Annotated in this window: 20 protein-coding genes; 11 read left to right on the top strand and 9 right to left on the bottom strand. The window is 70.7% G+C overall.

The genetic code is table 11. The features are described from left to right. Positions 1-139 precede the first annotated feature (139 nt). The 4 genes from pcaDC to SSOG_RS30185 all read left to right on the top strand — a co-directional run bounded on the left by pcaDC (position 140) and on the right by SSOG_RS30185 (position 4565). A complete protein-coding gene (gene pcaDC, locus SSOG_RS30200; RefSeq protein WP_009718058.1) occupies positions 140-1417 on the top strand; it encodes a bifunctional 3-oxoadipate enol-lactonase/4-carboxymuconolactone decarboxylase PcaDC in 1278 nt (425 codons plus the stop codon). A 90-nt stretch (positions 1418-1507) separates the two neighbouring features. Next, positions 1508-2782 (top strand): ABC transporter substrate-binding protein, encoded by a 1275-nt coding sequence (locus SSOG_RS30195; protein ID WP_009718057.1) that lies wholly within the window; start codon positions 1508-1510, stop codon positions 2780-2782. Next, the gene (locus SSOG_RS30190) at positions 2782-3696 is read left to right on the top strand and encodes a carbohydrate ABC transporter permease (protein WP_009718056.1); all 915 of its coding nucleotides are present in this window, start codon (positions 2782-2784) and stop codon (positions 3694-3696) included. The genes SSOG_RS30195 and SSOG_RS30190 overlap by 1 nt, the downstream gene beginning before the upstream one ends. Next, on the top strand, positions 3696-4565 hold the full coding sequence (locus tag SSOG_RS30185; RefSeq protein WP_009718055.1) for a carbohydrate ABC transporter permease: 870 nt from the start codon (positions 3696-3698) through the stop codon (positions 4563-4565). The genes SSOG_RS30190 and SSOG_RS30185 overlap by 1 nt, the downstream gene beginning before the upstream one ends. Here the strand turns inward: SSOG_RS30185 and SSOG_RS30180 are convergent. Further along, the gene (locus tag SSOG_RS30180; RefSeq protein ID WP_009718054.1) at positions 4523-5590 is read right to left on the bottom strand and encodes an ArsR/SmtB family transcription factor; all 1068 of its coding nucleotides are present in this window, start codon (positions 5588-5590) and stop codon (positions 4523-4525) included. The genes SSOG_RS30185 and SSOG_RS30180 overlap by 43 nt on opposite strands. A 367-nt stretch (positions 5591-5957) precedes the next feature. Continuing rightward, positions 5958-6674: a RibD family protein gene (locus tag SSOG_RS30175; protein WP_009718053.1), complete on the bottom strand. Its 717-nt coding sequence runs from the start codon at positions 6672-6674 to the stop codon at positions 5958-5960. Between the two features lie 275 nt (positions 6675-6949). Between SSOG_RS30175 and SSOG_RS30170 the strand changes: the two genes are divergently transcribed. Next, positions 6950-8185 carry a helix-turn-helix domain-containing protein gene (locus SSOG_RS30170; protein WP_009718051.1) on the top strand — a complete coding sequence of 412 codons (1236 nt, stop codon included), beginning with the start codon at positions 6950-6952 and terminating at the stop codon, positions 8183-8185. A 73-nt stretch (positions 8186-8258) separates the two neighbouring features. Continuing rightward, positions 8259-8693 (top strand): hypothetical protein, encoded by a 435-nt coding sequence (locus tag SSOG_RS30165; protein ID WP_009718050.1) that lies wholly within the window; start codon positions 8259-8261, stop codon positions 8691-8693. A 172-nt stretch (positions 8694-8865) separates the two neighbouring features. Here the strand turns inward: SSOG_RS30165 and SSOG_RS30155 are convergent, their stop codons facing one another. From SSOG_RS30155 to ppdK, 3 genes are all read right to left on the bottom strand, one after another. Next, on the bottom strand, positions 8866-9405 hold the full coding sequence (locus tag SSOG_RS30155) for a hypothetical protein (RefSeq protein ID WP_009718048.1): 540 nt from the start codon (positions 9403-9405) through the stop codon (positions 8866-8868). Continuing rightward, positions 9402-9647, bottom strand: coding sequence for a helix-turn-helix transcriptional regulator (locus tag SSOG_RS30150; protein WP_009718047.1), 246 nt, complete (start codon positions 9645-9647; stop codon positions 9402-9404). Before SSOG_RS30150 ends, SSOG_RS30155 begins: the two co-directional genes overlap by 4 nt. Before the next feature lie 209 nt (positions 9648-9856). Further along, the gene (gene ppdK, locus SSOG_RS30145) at positions 9857-12583 is read right to left on the bottom strand and encodes a pyruvate, phosphate dikinase (protein ID WP_009718046.1); all 2727 of its coding nucleotides are present in this window, start codon (positions 12581-12583) and stop codon (positions 9857-9859) included. Positions 12584-13075: 492 nt separating this feature from the next. Between ppdK and SSOG_RS30140 the strand changes: the two genes are divergently transcribed. After that, positions 13076-14395 carry an MGH1-like glycoside hydrolase domain-containing protein gene (locus tag SSOG_RS30140; RefSeq protein WP_009718045.1) on the top strand — a complete coding sequence of 440 codons (1320 nt, stop codon included), beginning with the start codon at positions 13076-13078 and terminating at the stop codon, positions 14393-14395. A gap of 30 nt (positions 14396-14425) precedes the next feature. Here the strand turns inward: SSOG_RS30140 and dusB are convergent, their stop codons facing one another. Next, positions 14426-15577 carry a tRNA dihydrouridine synthase DusB gene (gene dusB, locus SSOG_RS30135; RefSeq protein ID WP_009718044.1) on the bottom strand — a complete coding sequence of 384 codons (1152 nt, stop codon included), beginning with the start codon at positions 15575-15577 and terminating at the stop codon, positions 14426-14428. Positions 15578-15711: 134 nt separating this feature from the next. On the opposite strand from dusB, the gene SSOG_RS30130 reads away from it, so the two are divergent. Further along, positions 15712-17211 (top strand): MFS transporter, encoded by a 1500-nt coding sequence (locus tag SSOG_RS30130; protein WP_039939047.1) that lies wholly within the window; start codon positions 15712-15714, stop codon positions 17209-17211. Here the strand turns inward: SSOG_RS30130 and SSOG_RS30125 are convergent. Continuing rightward, positions 17178-18056, bottom strand: coding sequence for a helix-turn-helix transcriptional regulator (locus SSOG_RS30125; RefSeq protein WP_039939045.1), 879 nt, complete (start codon positions 18054-18056; stop codon positions 17178-17180). The two genes, SSOG_RS30130 and SSOG_RS30125, sit on opposite strands and share 34 nt — an antisense overlap. Before the next feature lie 101 nt (positions 18057-18157). Between SSOG_RS30125 and SSOG_RS30120 the strand changes: the two genes are divergently transcribed. From SSOG_RS30120 to SSOG_RS30110, 3 genes are all read left to right on the top strand, one after another. After that, positions 18158-19630, top strand: a complete 1473-nt coding sequence (locus tag SSOG_RS30120; RefSeq protein WP_009718041.1) for an MFS transporter — start codon at positions 18158-18160, stop codon at positions 19628-19630. A gap of 246 nt (positions 19631-19876) precedes the next feature. Continuing rightward, positions 19877-20896, top strand: coding sequence for an aldo/keto reductase (locus SSOG_RS30115; protein WP_009718040.1), 1020 nt, complete (start codon positions 19877-19879; stop codon positions 20894-20896). A 7-nt stretch (positions 20897-20903) separates the two neighbouring features. Then, the gene (locus tag SSOG_RS30110) at positions 20904-21491 is read left to right on the top strand and encodes a TetR/AcrR family transcriptional regulator (protein WP_009718039.1); all 588 of its coding nucleotides are present in this window, start codon (positions 20904-20906) and stop codon (positions 21489-21491) included. 51 nt (positions 21492-21542) lie between these two features. Here SSOG_RS30110 and SSOG_RS30105 read toward each other — a convergent pair whose 3' ends face one another. Further along, complete coding sequence (locus SSOG_RS30105) at positions 21543-22187, bottom strand: response regulator transcription factor (RefSeq protein ID WP_009718038.1); 645 nt, start codon at positions 22185-22187, stop codon at positions 21543-21545. Next, a complete protein-coding gene (locus tag SSOG_RS30100; RefSeq protein WP_039939042.1) occupies positions 22175-23386 on the bottom strand; it encodes a sensor histidine kinase in 1212 nt (403 codons plus the stop codon). Before SSOG_RS30100 ends, SSOG_RS30105 begins: the two co-directional genes overlap by 13 nt. Positions 23387-23551 lie beyond the last annotated feature (165 nt).

The raw sequence follows: 23551 nt of genomic DNA, 5'->3' as shown, positions 1-23551 counted from the left end.
GGGCAATCGTTCCGCGGAGGGGGCACCTCCCAGCGGTAGCTGGGGGAGGAACGGGCGGGCACAACCCACCCACCGGCCCGCGCCCGGCAACGAAACCCCGGGGTCCAGGGGCAGCGCCCATGGTTCGGGAAGGGGCGGGGTGGGGGACAAGCACCCACGCACCGGCACCGGCACCCGCATCCACACCCCAAGCCACCCCACCAACCACCCCCCGGAGAGCCACCCCGTGAGCCACACCCACGAACTCAACGCCACCCTGGACGGCCCAGCCACCGCCCCGCCCCTCATCCTCGGCCCCTCCATCGGCACATCCCTCGCCGTCTGGGAGCCGCAACTCCCCGCCCTCGCCCGCACCCACCGCACCCTGCGCTGGGACCTACCGGGCCACGGCGGCTCTCCAGCCACCGCGCTCCCCAACGACGGCAGCGCCACCATCGCCGACCTCGCCGCACTCGTACTCAACCTCGCCGACGCCCACAACTGGGACCGCTTCTCGTACGCGGGCATCTCCATCGGCGGCGCCGTCGGCCTGTATCTCGCCGCGCACCACCCCGACCGCGTCTCCTCCCTCGCAATCGTCTGCTCCTCGGCGCACTTCGCCGAGCCCTCCGTCTGGCGGGACCGGGCGAAGCTCGTACGCGAACAGGGCACAGAAGCGATGGTGGCGAGCCGCCCGGGCCTCTGGTTCTCGCACGAGTTCGCCGACACCGACCGCGGTCGCGCCCTGCTCCAGGACCTCCGCGACACCGACCGCGCGGGCTACGCGGCCTGCTGCGACGTCCTCGCCGACTACGACGTACGCGACGTGCTGCCGTCCATCACCGCCCCCACCCTGGTCGTGGCGGGCCGCGACGACCCGGCCACCCCTCCCCCGCACGCCCGCGAGATCGCGGACGCGACCCCGGGCGCGAGCCTGGTGGAGGTCGCCCACGCGGCCCACCTGGCGGGCGCGGAGCGCCCGGAAGCGGTCACCTCGGCCCTGGTCACCCACTTCGCGAACCCCGACACAAAAGCGCCCACGGACGACACCACCCGGCACGCCGCCGGAATGGCCGTCCGGCGCGCCGTACTGGGCGACGCCCACGTGGACCGCGCGGTGGCCCGTACGACCCCGTTCACCGCCCGCTTCCAGGACTTCATCACCCGCTACGCATGGGGCGAGATCTGGACCGGGGACGGCCTGGACCGCCGTATGCGCAGCGCCGTCACCCTCACCGCGCTCATCGCGCACGGCCATGACGCCGAGCTGGCGATGCACGTCCGTTCCGCGCTCACCAACGGCCTGACGCGCGACGAGATCGGCGAAGTACTGCTCCAGAGCGCGATCTACTGCGGTGTCCCGGCGGCCAACTCCGCGTTCGCGACAGCCCAGCGCGTCTTCGACGAGATCGACACCGAGGCCAGCAAGGGCAGTTGATATACGGCCGCAACCCACCTGTCGTAATCCCGCCCCAAGGTTGATCGTTGAGTCTGACGGCGACGACGCAGCAAAAGGGGGCGCGGTCACATGTCCATCAGCCGTAGGAGACTGCTCGGCACCGGCGGCGGGCTCGCCCTGGCCGGGGCGACGGCCACCGCGTGCGGATCCAACACCGGGCGGAGCGGGGACGACAGGAACGGCAAGCCGACCCTGTCGCAGTGGTACCACCAGTACGGCGAGCCCGGCACCGAGCAGGCGGTGAAGCGGTACGCGGACGACTTCGACGACGCCCGCGTCGAGGTCCAGTGGCGGCCGGGCAACTACGACCAGCAGACCGCCGCCGCGCTGCTGACGAAGTCCGGGCCGGACGTCTTCGAGGTCAACGGGCCGACGCTGGACCAGATCCAGGGCGGGCAGGTGGTCGACCTGACGGACCTCCTCAAGGAGGCGAAGGACGACATCAACCCGGCCGTGCTCGCCCCCAAGACGTACCAGGGCAAGGTCTGGGCCATCCCGCAAGTGGTGGACATGCAGCTGCTCTACTACCGCACCAGCATGCTGAAGGACGCCGGGGTGGAGCCGCCCCGGACCCTGGACGCGCTGGTCGACGCGGCGAAGGCGCTGACCACTGGAGACGTCAAGGGGCTGTTCCTGGGCAACGACGGCGGTCCCGGCGTCCTCGGCGGCACGCCGCTCAACGCCGCCGGTCTTGAGCTGATCACCGAGGACGGAAAGGTCGGTTTCGACGACCCGGCCGCGGCCCGCACGCTCGGCAAGCTGCGCCAGCTGTACGCGGAGAAGTCGCTGCTGCTGGGCGCGCCGTCGGACTGGTCGGATCCGGCCGCGTTCACCCAGGGGCTGACGGCCATGCAGTGGTCGGGGCTGTGGGCACTGCCGCAGGTGGAGAAGGCGCTGGGGGACGACTTCGGGGTGCTGCCGTTCCCCAAGGAGGGTGCGCAGGGGCGGCCCGCGGTGCCGGTGGGGGCGTACGGCGCGGCGGTGAGCGCGCGCAGCGAGCACAAGGAGCTGGCGAAGGCGTACGTCAAGTGGCTGTGGGTGGAGAAGACGGAGTATCAGGAGGACTTCGCGCTCACCTACGGATTCCACATCCCGGCCCGGATGTCGCTCGCGCAGAAGGCCCCCAAGCTGCGGCAGGGCGCGGCGGGCGAAGCGGTGCGGTTCGCCACCGAGCACGGCCACGCCGAGCCGCTGCTGTGGACGCCGGCGAGCAAGGTCGCGTACCAGGACGCGCTGAGCCGCATCATCAAGGGCGGCGCGAACCCGGAGAGCGAGCTGCGGTCGGTGGTCCGTAAGACCGCGGCGGAACTGCGCCGCGTACAGAACGCCCAGAAGAAGAGCTGATGCCCAGCAAGCTGCTGGGGCGTCAGAACCGGGCGCTCTGGTTCTGGATCTTCGTCGGCCCCTTCGTCCTCGGTCTGACCCTCTTCACGTACGTCCCCCTCGCCTGGAGCGCGTACCTCAGCTTCTTCGACGCACACAACACGGTCACGCCGGCCCGCTTCGTCGGGCTGGACAACTACATGGCGATGCTGCGCGACGACGCGTTCACCGGCAGCCTGGTGACGTTCCTGGTCTTCACGGCCTTCATCGTCCCCGCGACCTATGTGCTCTCGCTCTCCCTCGCGCTGATGGTGAACCGGCTGCCCCGGGCGCAGGCGTTCTTCCGGTCGGTGTTCTTTCTTCCCGTCGCGTGCAGTTATGTCGTGGCGGCGCTGATCTGGAAGATGTCGATCTTCAACGGGGTGCGGTTCGGGCTGGCCAACACCGTCCTCGGCTGGTTCGGCGCCGATCAGATCGCCTGGCTGTCGACCACCGATCCGCCCTGGTACTGGCTGGTGATCGTCACCGTGCGGCTGTGGCTCCAGGCGGGCTTCTACATGGTGCTGTTCCTGGCCGGACTCCAGCGCGTCTCGCCGCGGCTGTACGAGGCGGCCGCCGTGGACGGGGCCCGGCCGGGGTGGCAGGTGTTCCGGCACATCACCTTTCCGCAGCTGCGGGCGACGTCGGTCGCGGTGGTGCTGCTGCTGGTGATCAACGCGTTTCAGGCGTTCGACGAATTCTACAACCTGCTGGCCGACTCGCGCGGCTACCCGCCGTACGCCCGCCCGCCGCTGGTCTACCTCTACTACACGGCGCTCGGACAGGGGCAGAACCTGGGCCTCGGCAGCGCGGGCGCGGTGATCCTCGCGCTGATCATCGCGGTGGTGACGGTGGTCCAGGCGCGCTGGTTCGGCCTGGGCCGAAAGGAGGACTGATGCGCCCTCGCCCTCGTCACCAGTCGCGCGACGTACGGGACGCCCTGGTCGCCGTAGGTCGCGCGGTACGACTCATCCTGCTGATCGCCCTCGCGCTGCTGTTCCTGATCCCGTTCTATCTCCTCGTACGCAACGGCCTGTCCAGCGAGGCGGACATCACCTCGCCCGGCTGGACGTTCTTCCCGGGCGAGCTGCACTGGTCGAACGTCACCGAGCTGTTCGACGACCCGAACGTGCCGATGGCGCACGCGCTGCTCAACTCCTCCCTGATCGCCGTCCTCACCACCCTCGGCACCGTGCTGCTCGCCTCACTCGCCGGGTACGGGCTGGCCCGCATCCCGTACCGCTACGCCGACGCCGTCTTCTACTGGATCCTGGGCACCCTGATGGTCCCGGCCGCGGTCACCTTCGTCCCGAGCTTCGTGCTGGTCAGTTCGCTCGGCTGGATCTCCACGCTGCGCGGTCTCGTCGTGCCGACGCTGTTCAGCGCGGTCGCGGCGTTCATCTTCCGGCAGTACTTCCTGGGCTTCCCCAGGGAGCTGGAGGACGCGGCGCGGGTGGACGGGCTCGGCTACTGGCGTACGTACTGGCAGGTCGTGGTGCCGAACGCGCGGCCGGTATTCGCCGCGGTCGGCACGATCGTCTTCATCGGCGCCTGGAACTCCTTCCTGTGGCCGCTGGTCATCGGCCAGGACCGGGAGGCGTGGACGGTCCAGGTCGCGCTGTCGACGTTCACCACCGCGCAGAGCGTCAACCTCCACGAGCTGTTCGTGGCCGCCGCCGTGTCGATCGTGCCGCTGCTGGTCGTCTTCCTCGTCCTCCAGCGCTACATCGTCGCGGGCGTCGAACGCACCGGCATCGACGACTGACGCCCCGCACCCCGCGCCGGGGCCGCCGGGCCGCCGCCGCGCAGCAGGGCGGCGCCCAGCGGGGTGAGGGTGTGCAGGACGGCGCCGCCCTGGCGCAGCGTGTGGACGAGCCCCGCCTCGCGCAGCACGCTCGCGTGCTGGCTGGCCGAGGCGAGCGATACGCCGACCCGGCGGGCGAGTTCGCTCGTCGTACAGCCGCCGCCGACCTCCAGCAGCACCGCCGAGCGGGTGTGGCCGACGAGCTTGCCGAGGACGCGCGTCTGGCCGGGCGCGGCGGGCGCGGGCGCGATACCGGCCCGCGGCTGGGCCGGGACGCCGCTCCGCGCGTGCTCCACGGGGTAGACGAGAACCGGGGTCAGCTCCGGATTGAGATACGTCACCGGCGTCCTCCGGCAGAAGAACGACGGCAGGAGCAACAGCCCCCGGCCGCGCAGCTCCAGGTCCCGGTCGACGGGATAGTCCACCTCCAGCACGGGCGCACGCCAGCGCATGGTCGGCGGCAGCGAGGACAGCAACCCGTCCGCGCCCCCGTCCAGCAGCGCCCGGCCGCGGGCCGCCCGGTCGGCCTCGATACGGGCCTGTATATGCGGCCAGTACGGCGCCACGGCGGCCTCGTGGTACGAGCGCAGCACCGTCACCAGCCGGTCCAGCGGCCGCCGTTCGCCCTGCGCCAGCCCACGTATCCACCCCGGCAGCGCCCGGGCCGACGGCAGCCGGTCGATCTCGGCGTGCAGCCGCTCGGCGGGCGTCGCGTGCAACGCGTCCATGGCGGCGTCGCACCCGATTACCCCTTCGGCGGGCGTCAGGAAGTCGGGGAAATAGCCCCGCGAGGGAATGAGCGGGGCCAGCAGCCGCCCTTCGCCGTTGAGCCGGTTACGCGCCTCCGAGCGCCATTCCCCGTATACGGTCTCCGCACGGTTCTCGCGCAACCGGTGGAAACTTAAAACGGTCTCCCAGAGCGCGTCCGGGCGGATGGCCATCCGCAGCCGGGCCAGATCGAGTTCACTGAAATGAACACGTAGCACCAGACCCTCACAAGTGACATGGTGACCGCCCCCCGACCACCGTTGAGTATGCACGCTGGCACGGTCAGTGACCACGCCCTTTTGGCCAGATGTGAAAGGGGGAGCGCTACGCCCCGTCCAAGAGGAAAGCTGTTCTTCGGGAAAACCGGGCGCGCCGGGAAACACCACCGACGTCCGTCCGTAATTCAACAGGCGGTGCTCTGGGCCGTATTGCTCGTTCCCGTGGGGGGTGACGAGCGCACAACGGCGACAGGGCACTTGTTGCCGCCCGATCCGATGCCGGGCGGCAACGGCTCCCGTGGGGGGAGTGAGAGGGGGCGGCACCTCCGCACAAAGGTGCCGTCCCTTCATAGGCGTCTCATGGGCGTCATCGCCGCGGGCGCGCGACCAGCCGGACGTCCGGGCCGGACCGCGAGACGTCCAGCAGCTCGCACCGCAGGATGTCGTCCATCGACTCGATGGTGCCGCCCTGGAGCGCGCTCTTGCCGCGGCCGAGGACCGCGGGTGCGATGTAGGCGATGATCCGGTCGACCAGCCCGGACGACACGAACGACGCGGCAAGGGTGGGCCCTCCTTCGAGGAACATGCCGCGCACGCCACGGCCGTCCAGCTCACCGAGCAGCTTGCCGAGGTCCAGACCCTCCTTCGCCCGGGGCAGTCGGACAACGGTCGCGATGCCCTCCAGGTGCGTGGCGTCCACGTCGTCGGCGACAGCAATCAGCGTTGGCGCCGCGTCATCGAGGACCCGGGCATCGGCCGGGGTCCGCGCATTGCTGTCCACGATCACCCGCCACGGCTGCTCGTCGACGGGTACGGCCACCTTCAGCTTGGGGTCGTCCTTGGCGGAGCGCACGGCGAGGTGCGGGTTGTCGGCCTGCTGAGTACCGGAGCCGACCACGGTTGCCTGGCAGGCCGCACGCAGGGCATGGACCTCCGTACGGGACTCCGCGCTGGTGATCCACTGGCTGGTGCTGTCCGCCGCGGCGATCCGGCCGTCCAGGGTGGCCGCGTACTTGTAGACGACGTACGGTCGCCCCTCGGCGGTATGCCACTCGTCCGTGCCGACCAGCTCGCTGATGTGCATGGGGCCTCCTGGCAGATCTTGGTACCGGGAAGCCTAGTCTTCACACCGCGGCGACCGCCTCGGCCAGGTCTCGCACCATCGGCGTGCGTCGCCACGGCGCCAGGCTGGTGACGACTCGACGGAGTTCTGCCGTGATACGGCGCGACTCCGTCTCACCACTGATCTCCAAGGCCCTCATGGCGGTGGTGCAGGCCGCGTCGTGAGGGCCGACCGGCCGCAACTCCCCCTGCTACGGGGGTACCGTTCTGAGTGTCTACGTCAGAACGGAGCTGAGTATGCCCGAGAATTTTGGCGTGCCGGAGGGCGCACAGACGAATGGCCAGAGGCTCGCCCGTCTGCGGATGCGTCGCCGCTGGGATCAGCGCAAGCTCGCCCAGGAGAGTGGCTACTCACTCTCGTCCGTGAAGAAGTTCGAGCAGGGCAAGCGGTCACTGGACCGGGCCGACGTGATCCTCACGTTCGTCAAGGCGCTCGACTGCCACCCCACCGAAATCACTGGTCAGCCCTACACGCCCCCTGACTCGGATCTCGACGGTCAGGCCGCCGTCGCTGCCGTCGCCGCGGTGCGGCGTGCACTCCTCCGTCACGGCCGCCCCACCCGTCCCTCCGACCAGGAGGCCGCCGAGGTAGACCTTCCCGAACTCCGCGCGCGGGTCGCTGAAGCGAATCGATACCGGCAGACTGCCGCGCTCGCGAAGAGCGGGAACCTGCTGCCTGCGCTTCTACGTGACCTGCAAGTGGCCGCCGACGTGTCCACGGGAGACGAACGCCGAGCCGCTTACGACCTGTTGGCGTCTGGCTATGAGTGCGCCATGCAGTACCTCTACAAACTCGGCCGCAGCTCCGATGCCACCCTCGCCACCGAACGGGTTGTGTGGTCCGCAGCGCAAACGGACGATCCGCTACGGGCGCTGTCCGCACGCTGGTACAACGCTGGCGAGTTCCTGAGCATCGGCGAGCACGACGAGGCCGGCGCTATCATCGACGAAGCCCTCACCGAACTGGGGCGCATCAACAACGACCAGCCGGAGAAGGTTTCGCTCACCGGGGCCTTCCACCTCAAGGCGAGCCTGAACTACGCGCGAGCCACGGCAGGGAAGGCGGCCGAGGCCGAGTTGCAGAAGGCGGAGCGGCTGGCCGCCCAACTGGCCGGTGACCGCAACGACTACCAGTTGCAATTCGGCCCGACCAACGTCGCCATCTGGTCAGTCTCGCTGCCCGTGGAGATGGGGAAAGGCCGGGACGCGGTGCGCCGCGCCGAGCACATCACGGGCAAATTCCCCGCCAAGTACGCGCAGGAACGGCGCTCGCACCACTACATCGACGTGGGCCGGGCGCGCTACTACAACGGACAGCACGATCAAGCCCTTGACTCGTTCCTCGAAGCCGAGCGGTTGGCGCCACAGGCGACGCGGATGCATGCGGGTGTCCGCGAGACCACCAGCACCATGCTGAACACGAATCGCAACCGAGCGCTGTTGGAGTTCGGTATGCGCCTCGGCGTGGTCTGACCGAGGTAGGGACACAAGCTGTGTCCCTACCCCTGCCACGGCGCCCCTACTGTCAGTCATCACCTGATCACCGATGACGCCGGGGGATCCCGTGCAGAACAACAGAACAGCCGCGCCGTGGACTCCACCGCGCGGCGAAGTAGAGATGGTCAAGGTCGGCCCGCACTGGGACGTCCTTCGCGCCCCCGCCGAGATCGGCGAACGCGCCCTCGCATTACTCGGCGACGCGTCCGGCGCCGTCATCGCGGACTACGGCCTGATGTACTGGCTCATCCCCAGCGGCCACGCCGAGTGGTGGGGCCGCATGGAGAACATCCACGCTCTCGGCGCGCACACCGCCGAGGTCACCTACGTCGGCGTACCACCGGCCACGCACACCACCGGACCTCGCCTGCACTGGCGCATCCCCGTCGGCCCCGACCGGTATCTCACCGACACGGACCGACTCCGCAAGGCGCTGGCGCGAGCGATCGCCACCGATCCCGCAGAGGAGGCGACAGCCCGGTGATGCCCCAGGTCTGTGCCCGTTGCCAGCGGACGACAAGCCAACCGGTCGTCGTCGCGATCGAGTACGGCGCCAGCGTCGGCGGCGGGACGGTATTCGCCTGCCCCGACTGCGCGCCCACCTACCCGAAGCAGCGCGACCCGTTCGATCCAGTGTCCCCGCCGGGACAGCACAGCTAGAGCGCCTCCAATCCCTCCTCCGGTTCGTCCCGAGCTGCCAGGCCCGCCACCCACATCGGCATCAGCCAGTGCGCTACGAACACCGCGACCAGGACCGGTGCGAGCAGGTTCCCTGTCGGCACCTGACCGGTCCAGGCGCACACGGCGACGCCTATGACGGCGCCCGCCAACAGGTACGTGGTCAGGCGGTTCGCCCGCGCCCGCACCCGGTCCCGCTCCGCCAGCTGACGTTCGTCCAGGACGTGCGTCCGCAGTTCGAGAAGGCCGCGAGTGGCGCCGTTGATCACGCCGGTGGCCACACACCAGGGAAGGATGAGGGCAATAAGGACGATGGCGAGCCAGGTCCTCCCGGTCACGTACACGCCGACACCCGTGACCACGGATGCCACCGTAAGCACCACATGGACCGCAACAGCCACGCGGCGACGGGCAACCGTCGCGTACAGTGCGTCCGCCTCGCGGTTGTTCATGATGGAAAACATGCGCTCGTCGTAGCGTGGACGCCGGTCTCGCCGGGGCGCGCCTGCGGTGGTCACTTATTCCTCCCGTAAACCTCGTCCGTGAGCGGGCGGAACGGCCGGAGAGAGAAGAGCGCCTCCACTGGCAGATCGAAGAACTCGGCGACGCGCAAGGCGAGATCGAGGCTCGGGTTGTACTGCCCACGCTCGATGTAGCCGATGGTCTGATAGTGGACGCCGACCGCTTCAGCCAGCGCCTGCCGCGACACCTTGCGTTCCGCGCGCACCATCGCCAGCCTGTTGTGCACCTGCTCGCTCATGTATAAGAAGTACTACATCAGGAAGTGACATTACAACAAGGGGAGGCGCAGGTATCCGATTCACGCGTCGGCAAGCGGCGAACAAAAGAGGGGGCGGCACCTCCGCACAAGGTGCCGCCCCCTTTGAGAGCCGGGGCCGCGTTGCCGGGTGAGGGTGGGTGTCCCGGCTGTGGTGCCCCGGTGGCCTTATCGGCTCGCGCTCGCCGCCGTCAGCGGCCGTTCGCCGCCGCGCGGCCCGACTCCAGGCGGGCGACGGGGATACGGAACGGGGAGCAGGAGACGTAGTCCAAGCCCACCTCGTGGAAGAAGTGGACGGACTCCGGGTCGCCGCCGTGCTCACCGCAGACGCCGAGCTTGAGGTCAGGGCGGGTGGTCCGGCCGGCCTGGGCGGCGGCGCGGACCAGGGAGCCGACGCCGTCCTTGTCGATCGTCTCGAAGGGGCTGACGCCGAAGATGCCCTTCTCCAGGTACGCGGTGAAGAAGCTGGCCTCGACGTCGTCGCGGGAGAAACCCCACACGGTCTGGGTGAGGTCGTTGGTGCCGAAGGAGAAGAAGTCGGCGGACTCGGCGATCTGAGCGGCGGTCAGCGCGGCGCGGGGCAGCTCGATCATGGTGCCGAGGGCGAGCTTGAGGTCCACGCCGTGGGCGCGCTCGACCTCGGCGATGATCTGCTCGGCCTCCTCGCGGACGATCTCCAGCTCCTGGACGGTGCCGACGAGCGGAATCATGATCTCGGCGCGCGGGTCGCCCTTGGCGTTCCGGCGGGCGGCGGCGGCCTCGGCGATGGCCCGGACCTGCATGGCGAACAGGCCGGGGATGACGAGGCCGAGGCGTACGCCGCGCAGGCCCAGCATCGGGTTCTGCTCGTGCAGCCGGTGGACGGCCTGGAGCAGCCGCAAGTCGTTCTCGTTGTGGTCCTTGCGGGATTCTGCGAGCGCGACGCGCACCGACAGCTCGGTGATGTCGGGCAGGAACTCGTGCAGCGGCGGGTCGAGCAGCCGGACGGTGACGGGCAGCCCGTCCATCGCCTCGAACAGCTCCACGAAGTCCTTCTTCTGGAGCGGCAGCAGCTCGCCGAGCGCGGCGTCGCGCTCCTCGTCGCCGTGGGCGAGGATCAGCCGCTCGACCATCTCACGGCGCTCACCGAGGAACATGTGCTCGGTGCGGCACAGCCCGATGCCCTGGGCGCCGAAGCGGCGGGCGCGGGCGGCGTCCTCGGCGTTGTCCGCGTTGGCCCGTACCCGCAGGCGGCGGACCCGGTCCGCGTACGCCATGATCCGGTGGACGGCGCCGATCAGTTCGTCGGCGTCGTCGGCGCCCGCGTGCATCCGGCCCTCGAAGTACTCGACCACCGGGGACGGGACGACCGGGACCTCGCCCAGGTAGACCTTGCCGGAGGAGCCGTCGATCGAGACGACGTCGCCCTCCTCGATGACCAGGTCGTCCTTGCCGTCCGCGCTCGGCACGATCATGCGGCGGCGCTTGGTGTCGACCTCCAGGTCCTCGGCGCCGCACACACAGGTCTTGCCCATGCCGCGGGCGACGACGGCGGCGTGCGAGGTCTTGCCGCCGCGGGAGGTGAGGATGCCCTCGGCGGCGATCATGCCGTCCAGATCGTCGGGGTTGGTCTCGCGGCGGATGAGGATGACCTTCTCACCGGAGCGGGACCACTTGACGGCGGTGTACGAGTCGAAGACGGCCTTGCCGACGGCGGCGCCCGGGGAGGCGGCGATGCCGCGCCCGATCTTCCGTACGGCGTCGCTCGCCGCGGCCTCCTCGTCGAAGCGCGGGAACATCAGCTGCGCGAGCTGCGCGCCGTTGACCCGGCGCAGCGCCTCGGCCTCGTCGATCAGGCCCTGGTCGACCAGTTGGGTGGCGATCCGGAAGGCGGCACCGGCGGTGCGCTTGCCGACCCGGGTCTGGAGCATCCACAGCTTGCCGCGCTCGATGGTGAACTCGATGTCGCACAGGTCCTTGTAGTGCGTCTCGAGCGTTTCCATGATCTGCATCAGCTCGTCGTACGAGCGCTTGTCGATCTGCTCCAGGTCCGCGAGCGGAACGGTGTTGCGGATGCCCGCGACGACGTCCTCGCCCTGGGCGTTCTGGAGGTAGTCGCCGTAGACGCCCTGGTGGCCGCTGGCCGGGTCGCGGGTGAAGGCGACGCCGGTGCCCGAGTCGGGGCCGAGGTTGCCGAAGACCATGGAACAGATGTTGACCGCGGTGCCCAGGTCGTGCGGGATGCGCTCCTGGCGGCGGTAGAGCTTGGCGCGGTCGCCGTTCCAGGAGTCGAACACGGCCCGGACGGCGAGGTCCATCTGCTCGCGCGGCTCCTGCGGGAAGCTGCGGCCGGTCTCCTGGGAGACGATCGACTTGAACTCGGCGACCAGTTTCTTGAGGTCGGCGGCGTCCAGGTCGATGTCGACGGTGACGCCCTTGGCCTGCTTGGCCGCGTCGATGGCCTCTTCGAAGAGGTCGCCGTTCACGCCCAGCACGGTCTTGCCGAACATCTGGATCAGGCGGCGGTAGGAGTCCCAGGCGAACCGGTCGTCGCCCGCCTGCGCGGCGAGCCCGGCGACGGACTCGTCGGAGAGGCCGATGTTGAGGACGGTGTCCATCATCCCGGGCATCGAGAACTTCGCGCCGGAGCGTACGGATACCAGGAGCGGGTCGTCGGCCTGGCCGAGCTTCTTCCCCATCTTCCCCTCGAGGGCTTCGAGGTGCGCACTCACCTCGTCGCGGAGGGCCACGGGCTCGGAACCACTGTCGAGGTAGACCTTGCAGGCCTCGGTGGTGATGGTGAATCCCGGTGGCACGGGGAGACCGAGATTGGTCATCTCGGCGAGGTTCGCACCCTTCCCGCCGAGCAGGTCCTTGAGATCCTTGTTGCCCTCGGTGAAGTCGTAAACGAACTTCTGCTGATCTTGTGTTTCCGGCACGGGACTCGATCTCCTCGGCTCGGCTGCCCTGACGGCGGGGAGCGTACCCAGATCGAAGGCTCCTGAGTATGTCCACTCCACCGTCATTCGGCTGTAACCACCCGCCTGCCACGTGTTCGAAAGGGCACCACCAAAAGGAGTGGCGTGGGTCACTCCTTCAAGAGTCGAACACATGCACACGCCACGCATATGACCGACAGGCAATTGATCACTGTGTGTTATCGCTGGTTCGAGGGTTCGAACATCGAGGCATGGCACTGAGTGCCATGCATTGAGGAGGTGAGCGCAGCGACCGACCGCCGAAGCACTCCTCCACTTCCGCTCATCTGAGCGAGGGCTTGATCAGAGTGGCGAGAATCACCCCCCTCCAGAGTGCCTCGTCTCACCCTATGGACACCAACGAGAGGGTGCTCGCTCAGATGAGCGATTCGCAGGTGGGTGGCGGTCGCAGGGCCGGTATCGTGCCCCCACACGCCATGATGAGGAGGCCCCGTGACCAGCGCCCGGCGCGCGCTCGCGCAGGTGGTGCCCGGCGCGCGACGCGTCCTCGACGAGAACTGGACGGGCTCCTCCACAGTCCCCTCCCGTGGCCTCTATCCGCACCAGTGGAGCTGGGATTCGGCGTTCATCGCGATCGGATCGCGTCATCTTTCGGTACGCCGCGCCCAGCGGGAACTGGAAACCCTGCTCACGGCCCAGTGGGACGACGGACGGATCCCCCACATCGTCTACAACCAGGCGGTGCCGCCGGGCGCCTACTTCCCGGGCCCCGACTTCTGGCGGCCGTCCACGGGGCACACCGGCGCCCCGCCCGGCGTCGCGACCTCCGGGATCGTCCAGCCGCCGGTGCACGCGCTCGCCTGTCTGCTGGTGCACCGCGCCGACCCGCGCGCCTCGGTGGGATCCGGCTTCCTGGCGCGTACGTACCCCCGGCTCGCCGCCTGGCACCGCTATCTGACCGACCGGCGCGATCTGGGCGGCGGCGGTCTGGTGGCGGTGGTCCACCCCTGGGAGCCGGGCATGGACAACAGCCCCTGCTGGGACGCCCCGCTGGCCCGCGTCGACCCCGTACCGCCGGAGACGTTCCAGCGCGCCGACCTCGACCACGGCGCGGCCACCGACCGCCCGACGGACCTGGACTACGGGCGGTACGTGCGCCTCGCGGCGGACTACCGGGACGGGGGCTACGAGGACCGCCCCGGCAGCCACGCGTTCACCGTCGAGGACCCGGGCGTCAACGCGCTGCTGATCGCCTCCGAACACGCCCTGGCCGAGATCGCGTCGAGCCTCGGCGCTGACCCCCGCCCGCACCGCGCCCGAGCTGCCCGGCTGACGGCCGCCCTGCTGGACCGGCTGTGGGACCCGGCCGCCGGGCTGTTCCTGTGCCGCGATGTGGTGGGCGGTGGCCTGATCCCCGAACTGAGCGCGGCGGGCCTGCTGCCGCTGCTCGTCCCGGAGCTGCCCCGGGCCACGGTCGACGCGCTGCTCCGTACCGCCGCGGGCGAGCACTTCGGGCTGGGCACCTCGGTGCGCCTGGTGCCCAGTTACGACCTGCGCGGCGCCGCCTTCGACCCGTCGCGCTACTGGCGCGGCCCCGCCTGGTTCAACGTCAACTGGCTGCTGGAGCGCGGTCTGCGGCTGCACGGCGCGGTGGGCGAGGCGGACGCGCTGCGGGCCGCGGCCCTGGAGGTGGCCGCCGCCTCCGGGTTCGCCGAGTACGTCGACCCGTACACGGAGGAGGCGCGCGGCACCCGGGACTTCAGCTGGACGGCGGCGCTGACGCTGGACCTGGCGGTCGGCTCATCCCCCTGAAGGCTCGTCCCGCTGGCGGCCCCTGAAGGCTCAGCCGCCCGAGGTGTCCAGCTCCGCGTCCGCGGTCACGCCCGCGCAGTCGTACGGGTCCGCCAGCCAGCCGTCCGGGAGCACCACCCGGTTGCGGCCCGAGGTGCGGCCGCGGGGGCCGTCGGCGCCGGGCGGCCACTCCTGGTCCAGGTCCAGCCCGGCCAGCAGATCGTCCAGCTCGGCCAGGGACGAGGTGATCGCGAGCCGCTTGCGCATCTCGGAGCCGACCGAGAAGCCCTTGGTGTACCAGGCGACGTGCTTACGGAAGTCGATCACGCCGCGCTCCTCGTCCTCCAGCCACTCGGCGAGCAACTCGGCGTGGCGGCGCATCACGCCGGCGACCTCCTTCAGCGTGGGCCGGGCGGAACCGGCCCCGCCGCCGGTCTCGCCGCCGGGGGCGAACGCCGCCACCAGGTCGCCGAAGAGCCACGGCCGCCCCAGACAGCCGCGCCCGACGACCACGCCGTCGCATCCGGTCCGGTCCATCATCCGCACCGCGTCCTCGGCGGACCAGATGTCGCCGTTGCCCAGGACCGGGATCTCCGGGACGGTCTCCTTCAGCCGCGCGATGGCGTCCCAGTCCGCCGTGCCGCCGTAGTGCTGGGCGGCGGTGCGGCCGTGCAGCGCGATCGCGGTCACGCCCTCCTCGACGGCGATCCGGCCCGCGTCGAGGTAGGTGATGTGGTCGTCGTCGATGCCCTTGCGCATCTTCATGGTCACCGGCAGCGGGCCCGCGCCGGTGACGGCCTCGCGCAGGATCGCGCGCAGCAGGTTCCGCTTGTACGGGAGCGCCGAGCCGCCGCCCTTGCGGGTCACCTTGGGCACCGGGCAGCCGAAGTTGAGGTCGATGTGGTCGGCCAGGTCCTCGTCCACGATCATCCGCACGGCCTTGCCGACGGTCACCGGGTCGACCCCGTACAGCTGGATGGAGCGCGGCTTCTCGGTGCCGTCGAAGTGGATCAGCCGCATGGTCTTGGCGTCCCGCTCGACCAGCGCCCGGGTCGTGATCATCTCGCTGACGAACAGCCCCTTGCCGCCGCTGAACTCCCGGCACAGGGTGCGGAACGGCGCGTTGGTGATCCCGGCCATCGGTGCGAGGACGACCGGTGGCTGGACCGTGTACGGGCCGACCTTCAGCTGCGTCTGGGTCATGGGGTGAGGCTTCCTTCGGGGGCGGGTAAGAGCGTTCGTAGGGACCGGACCTCTCATTGTCCCGCACCCGCGCGGGGGATCGGCCGGGCGGTTCGTACCCTCCGTAATCCACGACATCGTTGTAGCGTTCAACCATGCCTGAGCTCAGCCCTCGGCGGCGCATGCTCGTGCTGGCGATCTGCTGCATGAGCCTGCTGATCGTCAGCCTCGACAACACCGTGCTGAACGTCGCCCTGCCCTCGATGCGGAGCGATCTGAACGCCTCCGTCTCCGGAATGCAGTGGACGATCGACGCGTACACGCTCGTCCTCGCCGCGCTGCTGATGCTCGCCGGGTCGACGGCCGACCGGTTGGGGCGCAAGCGCGTCTTCCAGGCCGGGTTGGTGATCTTCACCCTCGGCTCGGCGCTGTGCAGCATCGCGCCCAGCCTGGAGGCGCTGGTCGGCTTCCGCATGGTGCAGGCCATCGGCGGTTCGATGCTCAACCCCGTGGCCATGTCGATCATCACCAACACCTTCACCGAGCCCCGGGAGCGGGCGCGGGCGATCGGGGTGTGGGGCGGGGTCGTCGGCATCAGCATGGCGGCGGGGCCGATCGTCGGCGGGGTGCTGGTGGAGTCGGTCGGCTGGCGCTCGATCTTCTGGATAAACCTTCCGGTCGGGCTCGCGGCGATGGCACTGACCGCCCGCTTCGTACCGGAGTCGCGCGCTCCGAAGCCCCGCAGGCCCGACCCCATCGGCCAGCTGCTGGTCATCGCCGTCCTCGGCTCCCTGACGTACGCGATCATCGAGGCGCCCGGGCACGGCTGGGACTCGCCGCTGATCTCCGTGTGCACGGCGGTCGCCGTCGTCGGGCTGGTCGCGCTGATCCGCTACGAGCGGCGGCGCACCGAACCGCTGATCGATGTGCGCTTCTTCCACAGCGCGCCCTTCAGCGGGGCGACGGTCATCGCGGTGAGCGCCTTCGCGGCGCTCGGCGGCTTCCTCTTCATGAACACGCTCTATCTCCAGGACGTCCGCGGACTCGACGCCCTGCACGCCGGGCTGTGGATGCTGCCGATGGCGTTCATGTGCTTCATCTGCGCACCGCTGTCCGGGCGGCTGGTGGGCCACGGCGGGCCCCGGCTGCCGCTGCTGCTGGCCGGGGTGACGATAGGAGCCAGCGGGGTGCTGTTCGCCGTCTTCGACGCCGAGTCCAGCAATGTGCTGATGCTGACCGGCTATGTGCTGTTCGGCATCGGATTCGGACTGGTCAACGCGCCCATCACCAATACGGCGGTCTCCGGGATGCCCCGTTCGCAGGCCGGGGTCGCCTCCGCCGTCGCCTCCACCAGCCGCCAGGTGGGCCAGTCGCTCGGGGTCGCGGTGATCGGCGCGGTGCTGGCCGCGGGCGCGGCGGCCGGGGCGGTGGGTGCGGAGCCGGGCCACAAGGCATCGGCCGCGGCCGCCGCCGCGTTCGTGGACGCCGCCCGGCCCGCCTGGTGGATCATCGCCGGATGCGGTGCCGTCATCCTGCTGCTGGGGGCCCTGACCACCGGCCGCTGGGCGCTGGCCACCACCCGGCACGCCGCCGCGCTGTTCGAGGACGCCGGGCCGACGGGTCAGACCTCGGCCAATTCGAGCGCGAGGGCGTGAAGCCGCTCCAGACGCTCACGGGTCTCGGTGTCCACCGGGGTGTACGTGAGCAGCTTGGGCCCCTGGTTGGGGCCGGTCCACAGACTGTTCGAGGTCAGCCGCAGCACGCCCACCGTCGACTGCCGGAAGACCTTGATCTTGTCGCTGGGCCGCAGCACCTCATGGCGCGCCCAGATCTCCCGGAACTCCGGTGAGGCCTCCTCCAGCCGCCGCAGCAGCGCCTTCCAGGCGGGCTCGGCGACATGTTCGGCCATCGCGGCGCGGAACTTGGCGGCCATGATCCGGATCGTCTCGTCCCGCTCGACCAGGCTCGCGCACCAGTCCTCGTTGGTGAAGGCCAGCCACATGCAGTTGCGGTCCTCCGGCGGCAGCAGGTCCAGGTCGCACATCAGCAGCCGGTAGGTGCGGTTGTACGCGAGGAGGTCGAACCGGGCGTTCTGCACGCACGCCGGGAACGGCTCCAGCTGCTCCAGCATCACCTGGAGCGACTGCGGTACCCCGGAGCACTCGCTCCCGGGGGTCGGATCGATCTCCCCGGCGAGGGCGAAGAGGTGCGCGCGCTCGCTGCGGTCCAGCAGCAGCGCGCGGGCGATGGCGTCGAGGACCTGCACCGAGACATGGATGTCCCGGGCCTGCTCCAGCCAGGTGTACCAGGTGACGCCCACCGTGGAGAGCTGGGCGACCTCCTCGCGGCGCAGCCCGGGGGTCCGCCGGCGGCGGCCGCGGGGCAGCCCCACCTGCTCGGGGGTGATCCGCTCCCGGCGGCTGCGCAGAAAGGCCGCCAGCTCGGTCCGTCTGATCTCGGCCCCGCCGGTGGCCGTGGCACGCTGCACCGTGATGGTCATGGCTCCAGAGTGCCCCAGGGCTCAGCCGGTTGCCAGGTACTTCTTGTACCAGGATAAAGACACTCTGGTACCCGGCTGAGCGGGGCGCGATCGTCTGAAGCGTGACCGAAACAGAAATTCGCGCCAGAACCGCCGCCCCGGCCGCACCGGCCGCCCGGGGGACCGCCACGACGCCGCATGGCGGGACGCCCGGTGGGACGCTGAGCGGCCCGGGGCTGTTCACCCTGCTGCTCGGGGCGGCGCTTCCTCTGATCGACTTCTTCATCGTCAACGTGGCCCTGCCCACCATGGACCGCGACCTGGACGCGGGCCCGGCCCTCCTGGAACTGATCGTCGCGGGGTACGGCGTCGCGTACGCGGTACTGCTCGTCCTCGGCGGACGGCTGGGCGACTCCTTCGGGCGGCGACGGCTCTTCCTCGCCGGAATGGCGGCCTTCGGGGTGACCTCGCTGGCCTGCGGCCTCGCCCCTGACGCATGGAGCCTGGTCGCGGCGCGCGTCGCACAGGGCGCCGCGGCGGCGCTGATGCTGCCGCAGGTGCTCGCCACCATCCACTCCTCCACCAGCGGCTCGCACCGCGCCCGCGCGCTGAGCATGTACGGCGCGACGGCCGGTCTCGCCATGGTGGCGGGGCAGATCCTGGGCGGGGTGCTGGTGGCCGCGGACATCGCGGGCACCGGGTGGCGCGCGGTCTTCCTGGTCAACGTCCCGGTCGCGCTGATCGGCCTGGTGCTGGCCCTCCGTACGGTGCCCGAGACCCGCTCGGACCGGCCCGCGCCGGTGGACGTGCCGGGCACGGTGCTGCTGGCCGTCTCGCTGATCACGCTGATGGTGCCGCTGACCGAGGGACGGGCGGCGGGCTGGCCACTGTGGACCTGGCTGCTGCTGGGCGTGTTCCCCTTCGCTGCGGCGGCGTTCTACGTGATCGAGCGCCGCGCCGACCGGGCCGGTGCCACTCCGCTGCTGCCGCCGAGCCTGTTCGCGCTGCGGGGGCTGCGGCGCGGGCTGCCGATGCTGGTGCCGTTCTCGATCGGCTTCGGCGGCTTCATGTTCGTCATCGCGGTCGCCCTGCAACAGGGCCTGCGCTACGGGCCGGTCGCGGCCGGACTGGCGCTGGCGCCGATGGCCGCCGCCTTCTTCGTGGCCTCGCTCATGGGGCCGCGCCTGGTCGGCCGGTACGGCAGTCGCGTGGTGACCGCCGGCGGGCTGCTCCAGGCGGTGGGCCTCGGTCTGCTGATGCTGGCCGTGGCGCGCGACTGGCCGGACCTGTCACTGGCGGGGCTGCTGCCGGGGGTCGCGCTGGCCGGTTTCGGGCAGGGGCTACAGCTGCCGGTGCTGATTCGGATCGTGCTGTCCGAGGTGCCGAGCGAGCGGGCCGGGGTGGGCAGCGGCGTGATGGTCACGACCCAGCAGTCCTCGCTGGCGCTGGGCGTCGCCACGCTCGGCACGCTGTTCCTCTCGCTGGCGCCGTCGGCGGGGATGGCCGACGCACTGGTGATCACGCTCGCGGCACAGCTCGCGGCGGTCGCCCTGACGGTGCTGATGAGCCTGCGGCTGCCGCGCGTGGTGGCGTGAGCGGCCCCGTGGGGAGAGCAGACGGGCGATGGCAGACAGGCGATGACGGGCGAGCGGTAACGGGCAGGCGATATCAGGCGGGCGCTAGCAGACGGGCGATATCAGGCGGGCGATGACATCCAGCGGATGACAGACAGACGATGACAGGTGGGCGATGACAGATATTGAAATCTGTCATCGCATCTGCCACGCTTGCCAACGCACGCACCCGTATGGAACCCCCGAGTCCCCGCAAGGAGCACCCCCATGCAGATGCGCCAACTCGGCACCACCGGCCCCCAGGTCTCCGCGATCGGCCTCGGCTGCATGGGCATGTCCGCCCTGTACGGCCCCACCGACCGCGCCGAGTCCATCGCCACCATCCACGCGGCCCTCGACGCCGGGGTCACCCTGCTGGACACCGGCGACTTCTACGCCATGGGCCACAACGAACTGCTCATCAACGAGGCCCTGCGCACCGCCCCCGCAGCCCACCGCGAAAAGGCCCTGCTCAGCGTGAAGTTCGGCGCCCTGCGCGGCCCCGATGGCGGCTGGTCCGGCTATGACGGCCGCCCGGCCGCCGTCAAGAACTTCGCCGCCTACTCGCTCCAGCGCCTCGGCGCCGACCACATCGACGTCTACCGCATCGCCCGCGTCGACCCCGACGTCCCCATCGAGGAGACCGTGGGCGCCATCGCCGAGCTGGTCGAGGCCGGGTACGTACGGAACATCGGGCTCTCCGAGACGGGCGCGGAGACCATACGCCGGGCCGCCGCCGTCGCCCCCATCTGCGACCTCCAGATCGAGTACTCGCTGATCTCCCGCGGCATCGAGGACGAGATCCTGCCGGTCTGCCGTGAGCTGGGCGTCGGCATCACCGCGTACGGCGTGCTCTCCCGCGGGCTGATCAGCGGCCACTGGAGCCGGGACCGCAAGCTCGCGGAGGGCGACTTCCGCAGCTTCAGCCCGCGCTTCGGCAGCGAGAACGTCGACCACAACCTCGGCCTGGTCGAGGCCCTGCGCAAGGTCGCCGACGACAAGGGCATCAGCGTCGCGCAGACCGCCATCGCTTGGGTGCTCGCCCAGGGCCCCAAGCACGCCACGGCCATCGTGCCGTTGATCGGTTCCCGCACACGTGCGCAGCTGACGGAGGCTCTCGGCTCCCTGGGCGCTACGCTCGACGCCGACGACCTGGCCGCGATCGAGGAGGCCGTTCCGGCCGACGCCGCAGCGGGCGACCGCTATCCGCAGGGCCGGATGCCCGACCTCGACAGCGAGAAGAAGTAGGGACCCGATGCCGCCGCCCGAGACACCCCTGACCCCCGACCGCGTCCTCGAAGCCACCGAGGACGTGCTGCGCCGCTTCGGCCCGGCCAAGGCCACGGTCGTGGACGTCGCCCGCGCGCTCGGGGTCAGCCACGGCAGTGTCTACCGTCACTTCCGTACCAAGGCGGCCCTGCGCGAGGCGGTCACCGAGCGGTGGCTCGACCAGGCACACGACGAACTGGCCGCCATCGCCCGCGCCAAGGGCCCGGCGGCCGAGCGGCTCCGGGAGTGGCTGGCCACCCTCTTCGCCGCCAAGCGGCGCAAGGCGGGCGGCGATCCGGAGCTGTTCGCCACCTATCTGTCCCTGGCCGACGAGAACAGCGGCACCGTCGCCCGGCACGTCGAGACGATGGTCGGCGACCTCACGAAGATCGTCGAAAGCGGCCTCGCGAGCGGCGAGTTCACCACGCGCAACCCCCGCAAGACGGCCCAGGCCCTGTGGTCCGCGACGGCCCACTTCCACGACCCGGTCTACGCCGAGGAGTGGTCGGACCCCGGCGCGGAGCTGGCCTTCGCCGACCTCTTCGACCTGCTGCTGAACGGCCTGCGGGCGTAGGCCCTATCCGAAGGCGAGACCCCCCGGCCCCGGGCCACCCGGCGGCCGGGGTCAGCTCACCCCCAGGAACCGCAGCACCGCCAGCACCCGGCGGTGGTCCGCATCGGCGACCGGCAGATCCAGCTTCGCGAAGATGCTGTTGATGTGCTTCGCCACCGCGGACTCGCTGACCACCAGCGCCGCGGCGATCCCCGCGTTCGACCTGCCGCCCGCCATCAGCTCCAGCACGTCCCGCTCCCGGCGCGTCAGCCGGTCCAGCGGGTCGCTGTGGCGGCGGACGAGGAGCTGGGAGACGACCTGCGGGTCCAGCGCGGTGCCACCACCCGCGACCCGCCGCAGCGCGTCGATGAACTCCTCCACGTCCGCGACGCGTTGCTTCAGCAGATAGCCGATCCCGCTCGTGTGCGCGGTGAGCAGATCGGTCGCGTAGCGCTCCTCCACGTACTGCGAGAGCAGCAGCACCGCCGTGTCCGGCCACTGCTGCCGGATGAGCAGGGCGGCCCGTACACCCTCGTCCGTGAAGCCCGGCGGCATCCGCACGTCCACCACGGCGATGTCCGGTCGGTGCTCCTCCACCGCCGTCAGCAGCCCCTCCGCGTCCGCCGCCTCCGCCGTCACCTCGAAGCCCGCCATCTGGAGCACTTTGACCAGGCCGATCCGCAGCAGGACCGAGTCCTCGGCGATCACAGCACGCACGGCAGCTCCACGGTGATGACGGTCGGACCCCCGCGGGGGCTGCTGATCCCGAACGTGCCGTCCACCGAGCCCGCGCGTTTGGCGAGCCCGGTGAGACCGGTGCCCCGGGCGGCGTCGGCCCCGCCCTGCCCGTCGTCCTCGACGACGATCCGCAGCGTGCCCCCGGCGCGGACGACCGTGACGTCGGCCCGCTCGGCCCGTGCGTGCTTGGCGACGTTGGCGAGGGCCTCGGAGACGACGAAGTACGCGACGGCCTCGACGGTCGGGGCGGCCCGTTCCGGCACATGGACGTGCAACCGTACCGGCAGCGGTGCGCGCGCCGCGATGCCGGAGAGGGCGGCGTCCAGACCGAGTTCGTCGAGGACGGCCGGGTGCAGCCCGCGCACCAGGCTGCTCAGCTCCTCGATGGCCCCCTTGGCCTCCCGGTGCGCCTCCTCGATCACCTGCCGGGCCTCGTCCGGCAGATCGGTCAGGGTGGCCTTGGCCAGGCCCAGGTTGACCGCCATGGAGACCAACCGCTGCTGGGCGCCGTCGTGCAGATCGCGTTCGATGCGACGGCGCTCGGCGTCGGCCGCGTCGACCGCGCCCGCGCGGCTCTCGGTCAGATCCTCGACCCGGCGCTCCAGTTCCTCGGTCGGCAGGGGGCCCAGCAGCGCGGTCGCGGCGCGCGCGTCGAGCCGTACGAGGGCGCCGACGAGCGCGTAGGCGAGGGTCAGCACGATCAGCCCGGCGACCGTCACATACGCGGCCTGGGTCGAGTAGCCGACGTGGGCGAGCCGCCAGGAGAGCGGGAGCCCCCATACCCAGATGTACACGGTGGCGGCAGCGAGACCCACGAGGCCCATCGTGACGGCCAGCACCCCGCCGAAGGCGACCGCCGGGCCCGCGAGGAGGTGGTACCAGAGCTGCCGCCAGGCCCTGCCGGGACCGGTGATCTCGATGCCGGGCAGCGCCCTGAACCGCCGCCGCTGGACACGCGTCAGCAGCGGAGTGGCCACGGCCGGAACGATGAGGGGGACGGTGAGCGCGACCATGATCCCGACCAAGTTCGCCGTGTCCTCGTAGATCAGCCACGGTATGGCCATCGGCATCGCCCAGGCCACGAACTGCACCGCCGCGCCGACGGCGCCGAACGCGAGGTCGCGCCGCAGCCGGTGCAGGCGTTCGCGTGCGGACCGCGGCACGGTCGGGAGTCTCATACGGCGACTCTAGAGCGGCTCGGGGCGGCCGCGCGCTGGAGCTCAGGCCCGAAATCGGGGTGCAACTAGTGCCACCCCATCTCGGCAACTGCCATGAGCGACACGGGCGGTGGCGCCGACCAGGCTTTCGGACAGGCCCGATCCCCGGGCCGTCCGGAAGGAGAC

It is taken from the genome of Streptomyces himastatinicus ATCC 53653 (assembly GCF_000158915.1).
In the GTDB taxonomy this organism is placed as follows: Bacteria; Actinomycetota; Actinomycetes; order Streptomycetales; family Streptomycetaceae; genus Streptomyces; species Streptomyces himastatinicus.
Note: the sequence above shows the minus strand (reverse complement) of the source record. Positions and strands in the feature narration are given on the sequence as shown.

Coding starts and splice junctions, on each gene's coding strand:
- SSOG_RS30195 (WP_009718057.1), top strand. CDS start 1,508: ATGTCCATCAGCCGTAGGAGACTGCTCGGCACCGGCGGCGGGCTCGCC.
- SSOG_RS30190 (WP_009718056.1), top strand. CDS start 2,782: ATGCCCAGCAAGCTGCTGGGGCGTCAGAACCGGGCGCTCTGGTTCTGG.
- SSOG_RS30185 (WP_009718055.1), top strand. CDS start 3,696: ATGCGCCCTCGCCCTCGTCACCAGTCGCGCGACGTACGGGACGCCCTG.
- SSOG_RS30175 (WP_009718053.1), bottom strand. CDS start 6,674: ATGCACATCAGCGAGCTGGTCGGCACGGACGAGTGGCATACCGCCGAG.
- SSOG_RS30170 (WP_009718051.1), top strand. CDS start 6,950: ATGCCCGAGAATTTTGGCGTGCCGGAGGGCGCACAGACGAATGGCCAG.
- SSOG_RS30165 (WP_009718050.1), top strand. CDS start 8,259: ATGACGCCGGGGGATCCCGTGCAGAACAACAGAACAGCCGCGCCGTGG.
- SSOG_RS30150 (WP_009718047.1), bottom strand. CDS start 9,647: ATGAGCGAGCAGGTGCACAACAGGCTGGCGATGGTGCGCGCGGAACGC.
- dusB (WP_009718044.1), bottom strand. CDS start 15,577: ATGACCCAGACGCAGCTGAAGGTCGGCCCGTACACGGTCCAGCCACCG.
- SSOG_RS30130 (WP_039939047.1), top strand. CDS start 15,712: ATGCCTGAGCTCAGCCCTCGGCGGCGCATGCTCGTGCTGGCGATCTGC.
- SSOG_RS30125 (WP_039939045.1), bottom strand. CDS start 18,056: ATGACCATCACGGTGCAGCGTGCCACGGCCACCGGCGGGGCCGAGATC.
- SSOG_RS30115 (WP_009718040.1), top strand. CDS start 19,877: ATGCAGATGCGCCAACTCGGCACCACCGGCCCCCAGGTCTCCGCGATC.
- SSOG_RS30110 (WP_009718039.1), top strand. CDS start 20,904: ATGCCGCCGCCCGAGACACCCCTGACCCCCGACCGCGTCCTCGAAGCC.
- SSOG_RS30100 (WP_039939042.1), bottom strand. CDS start 23,386: ATGAGACTCCCGACCGTGCCGCGGTCCGCACGCGAACGCCTGCACCGG.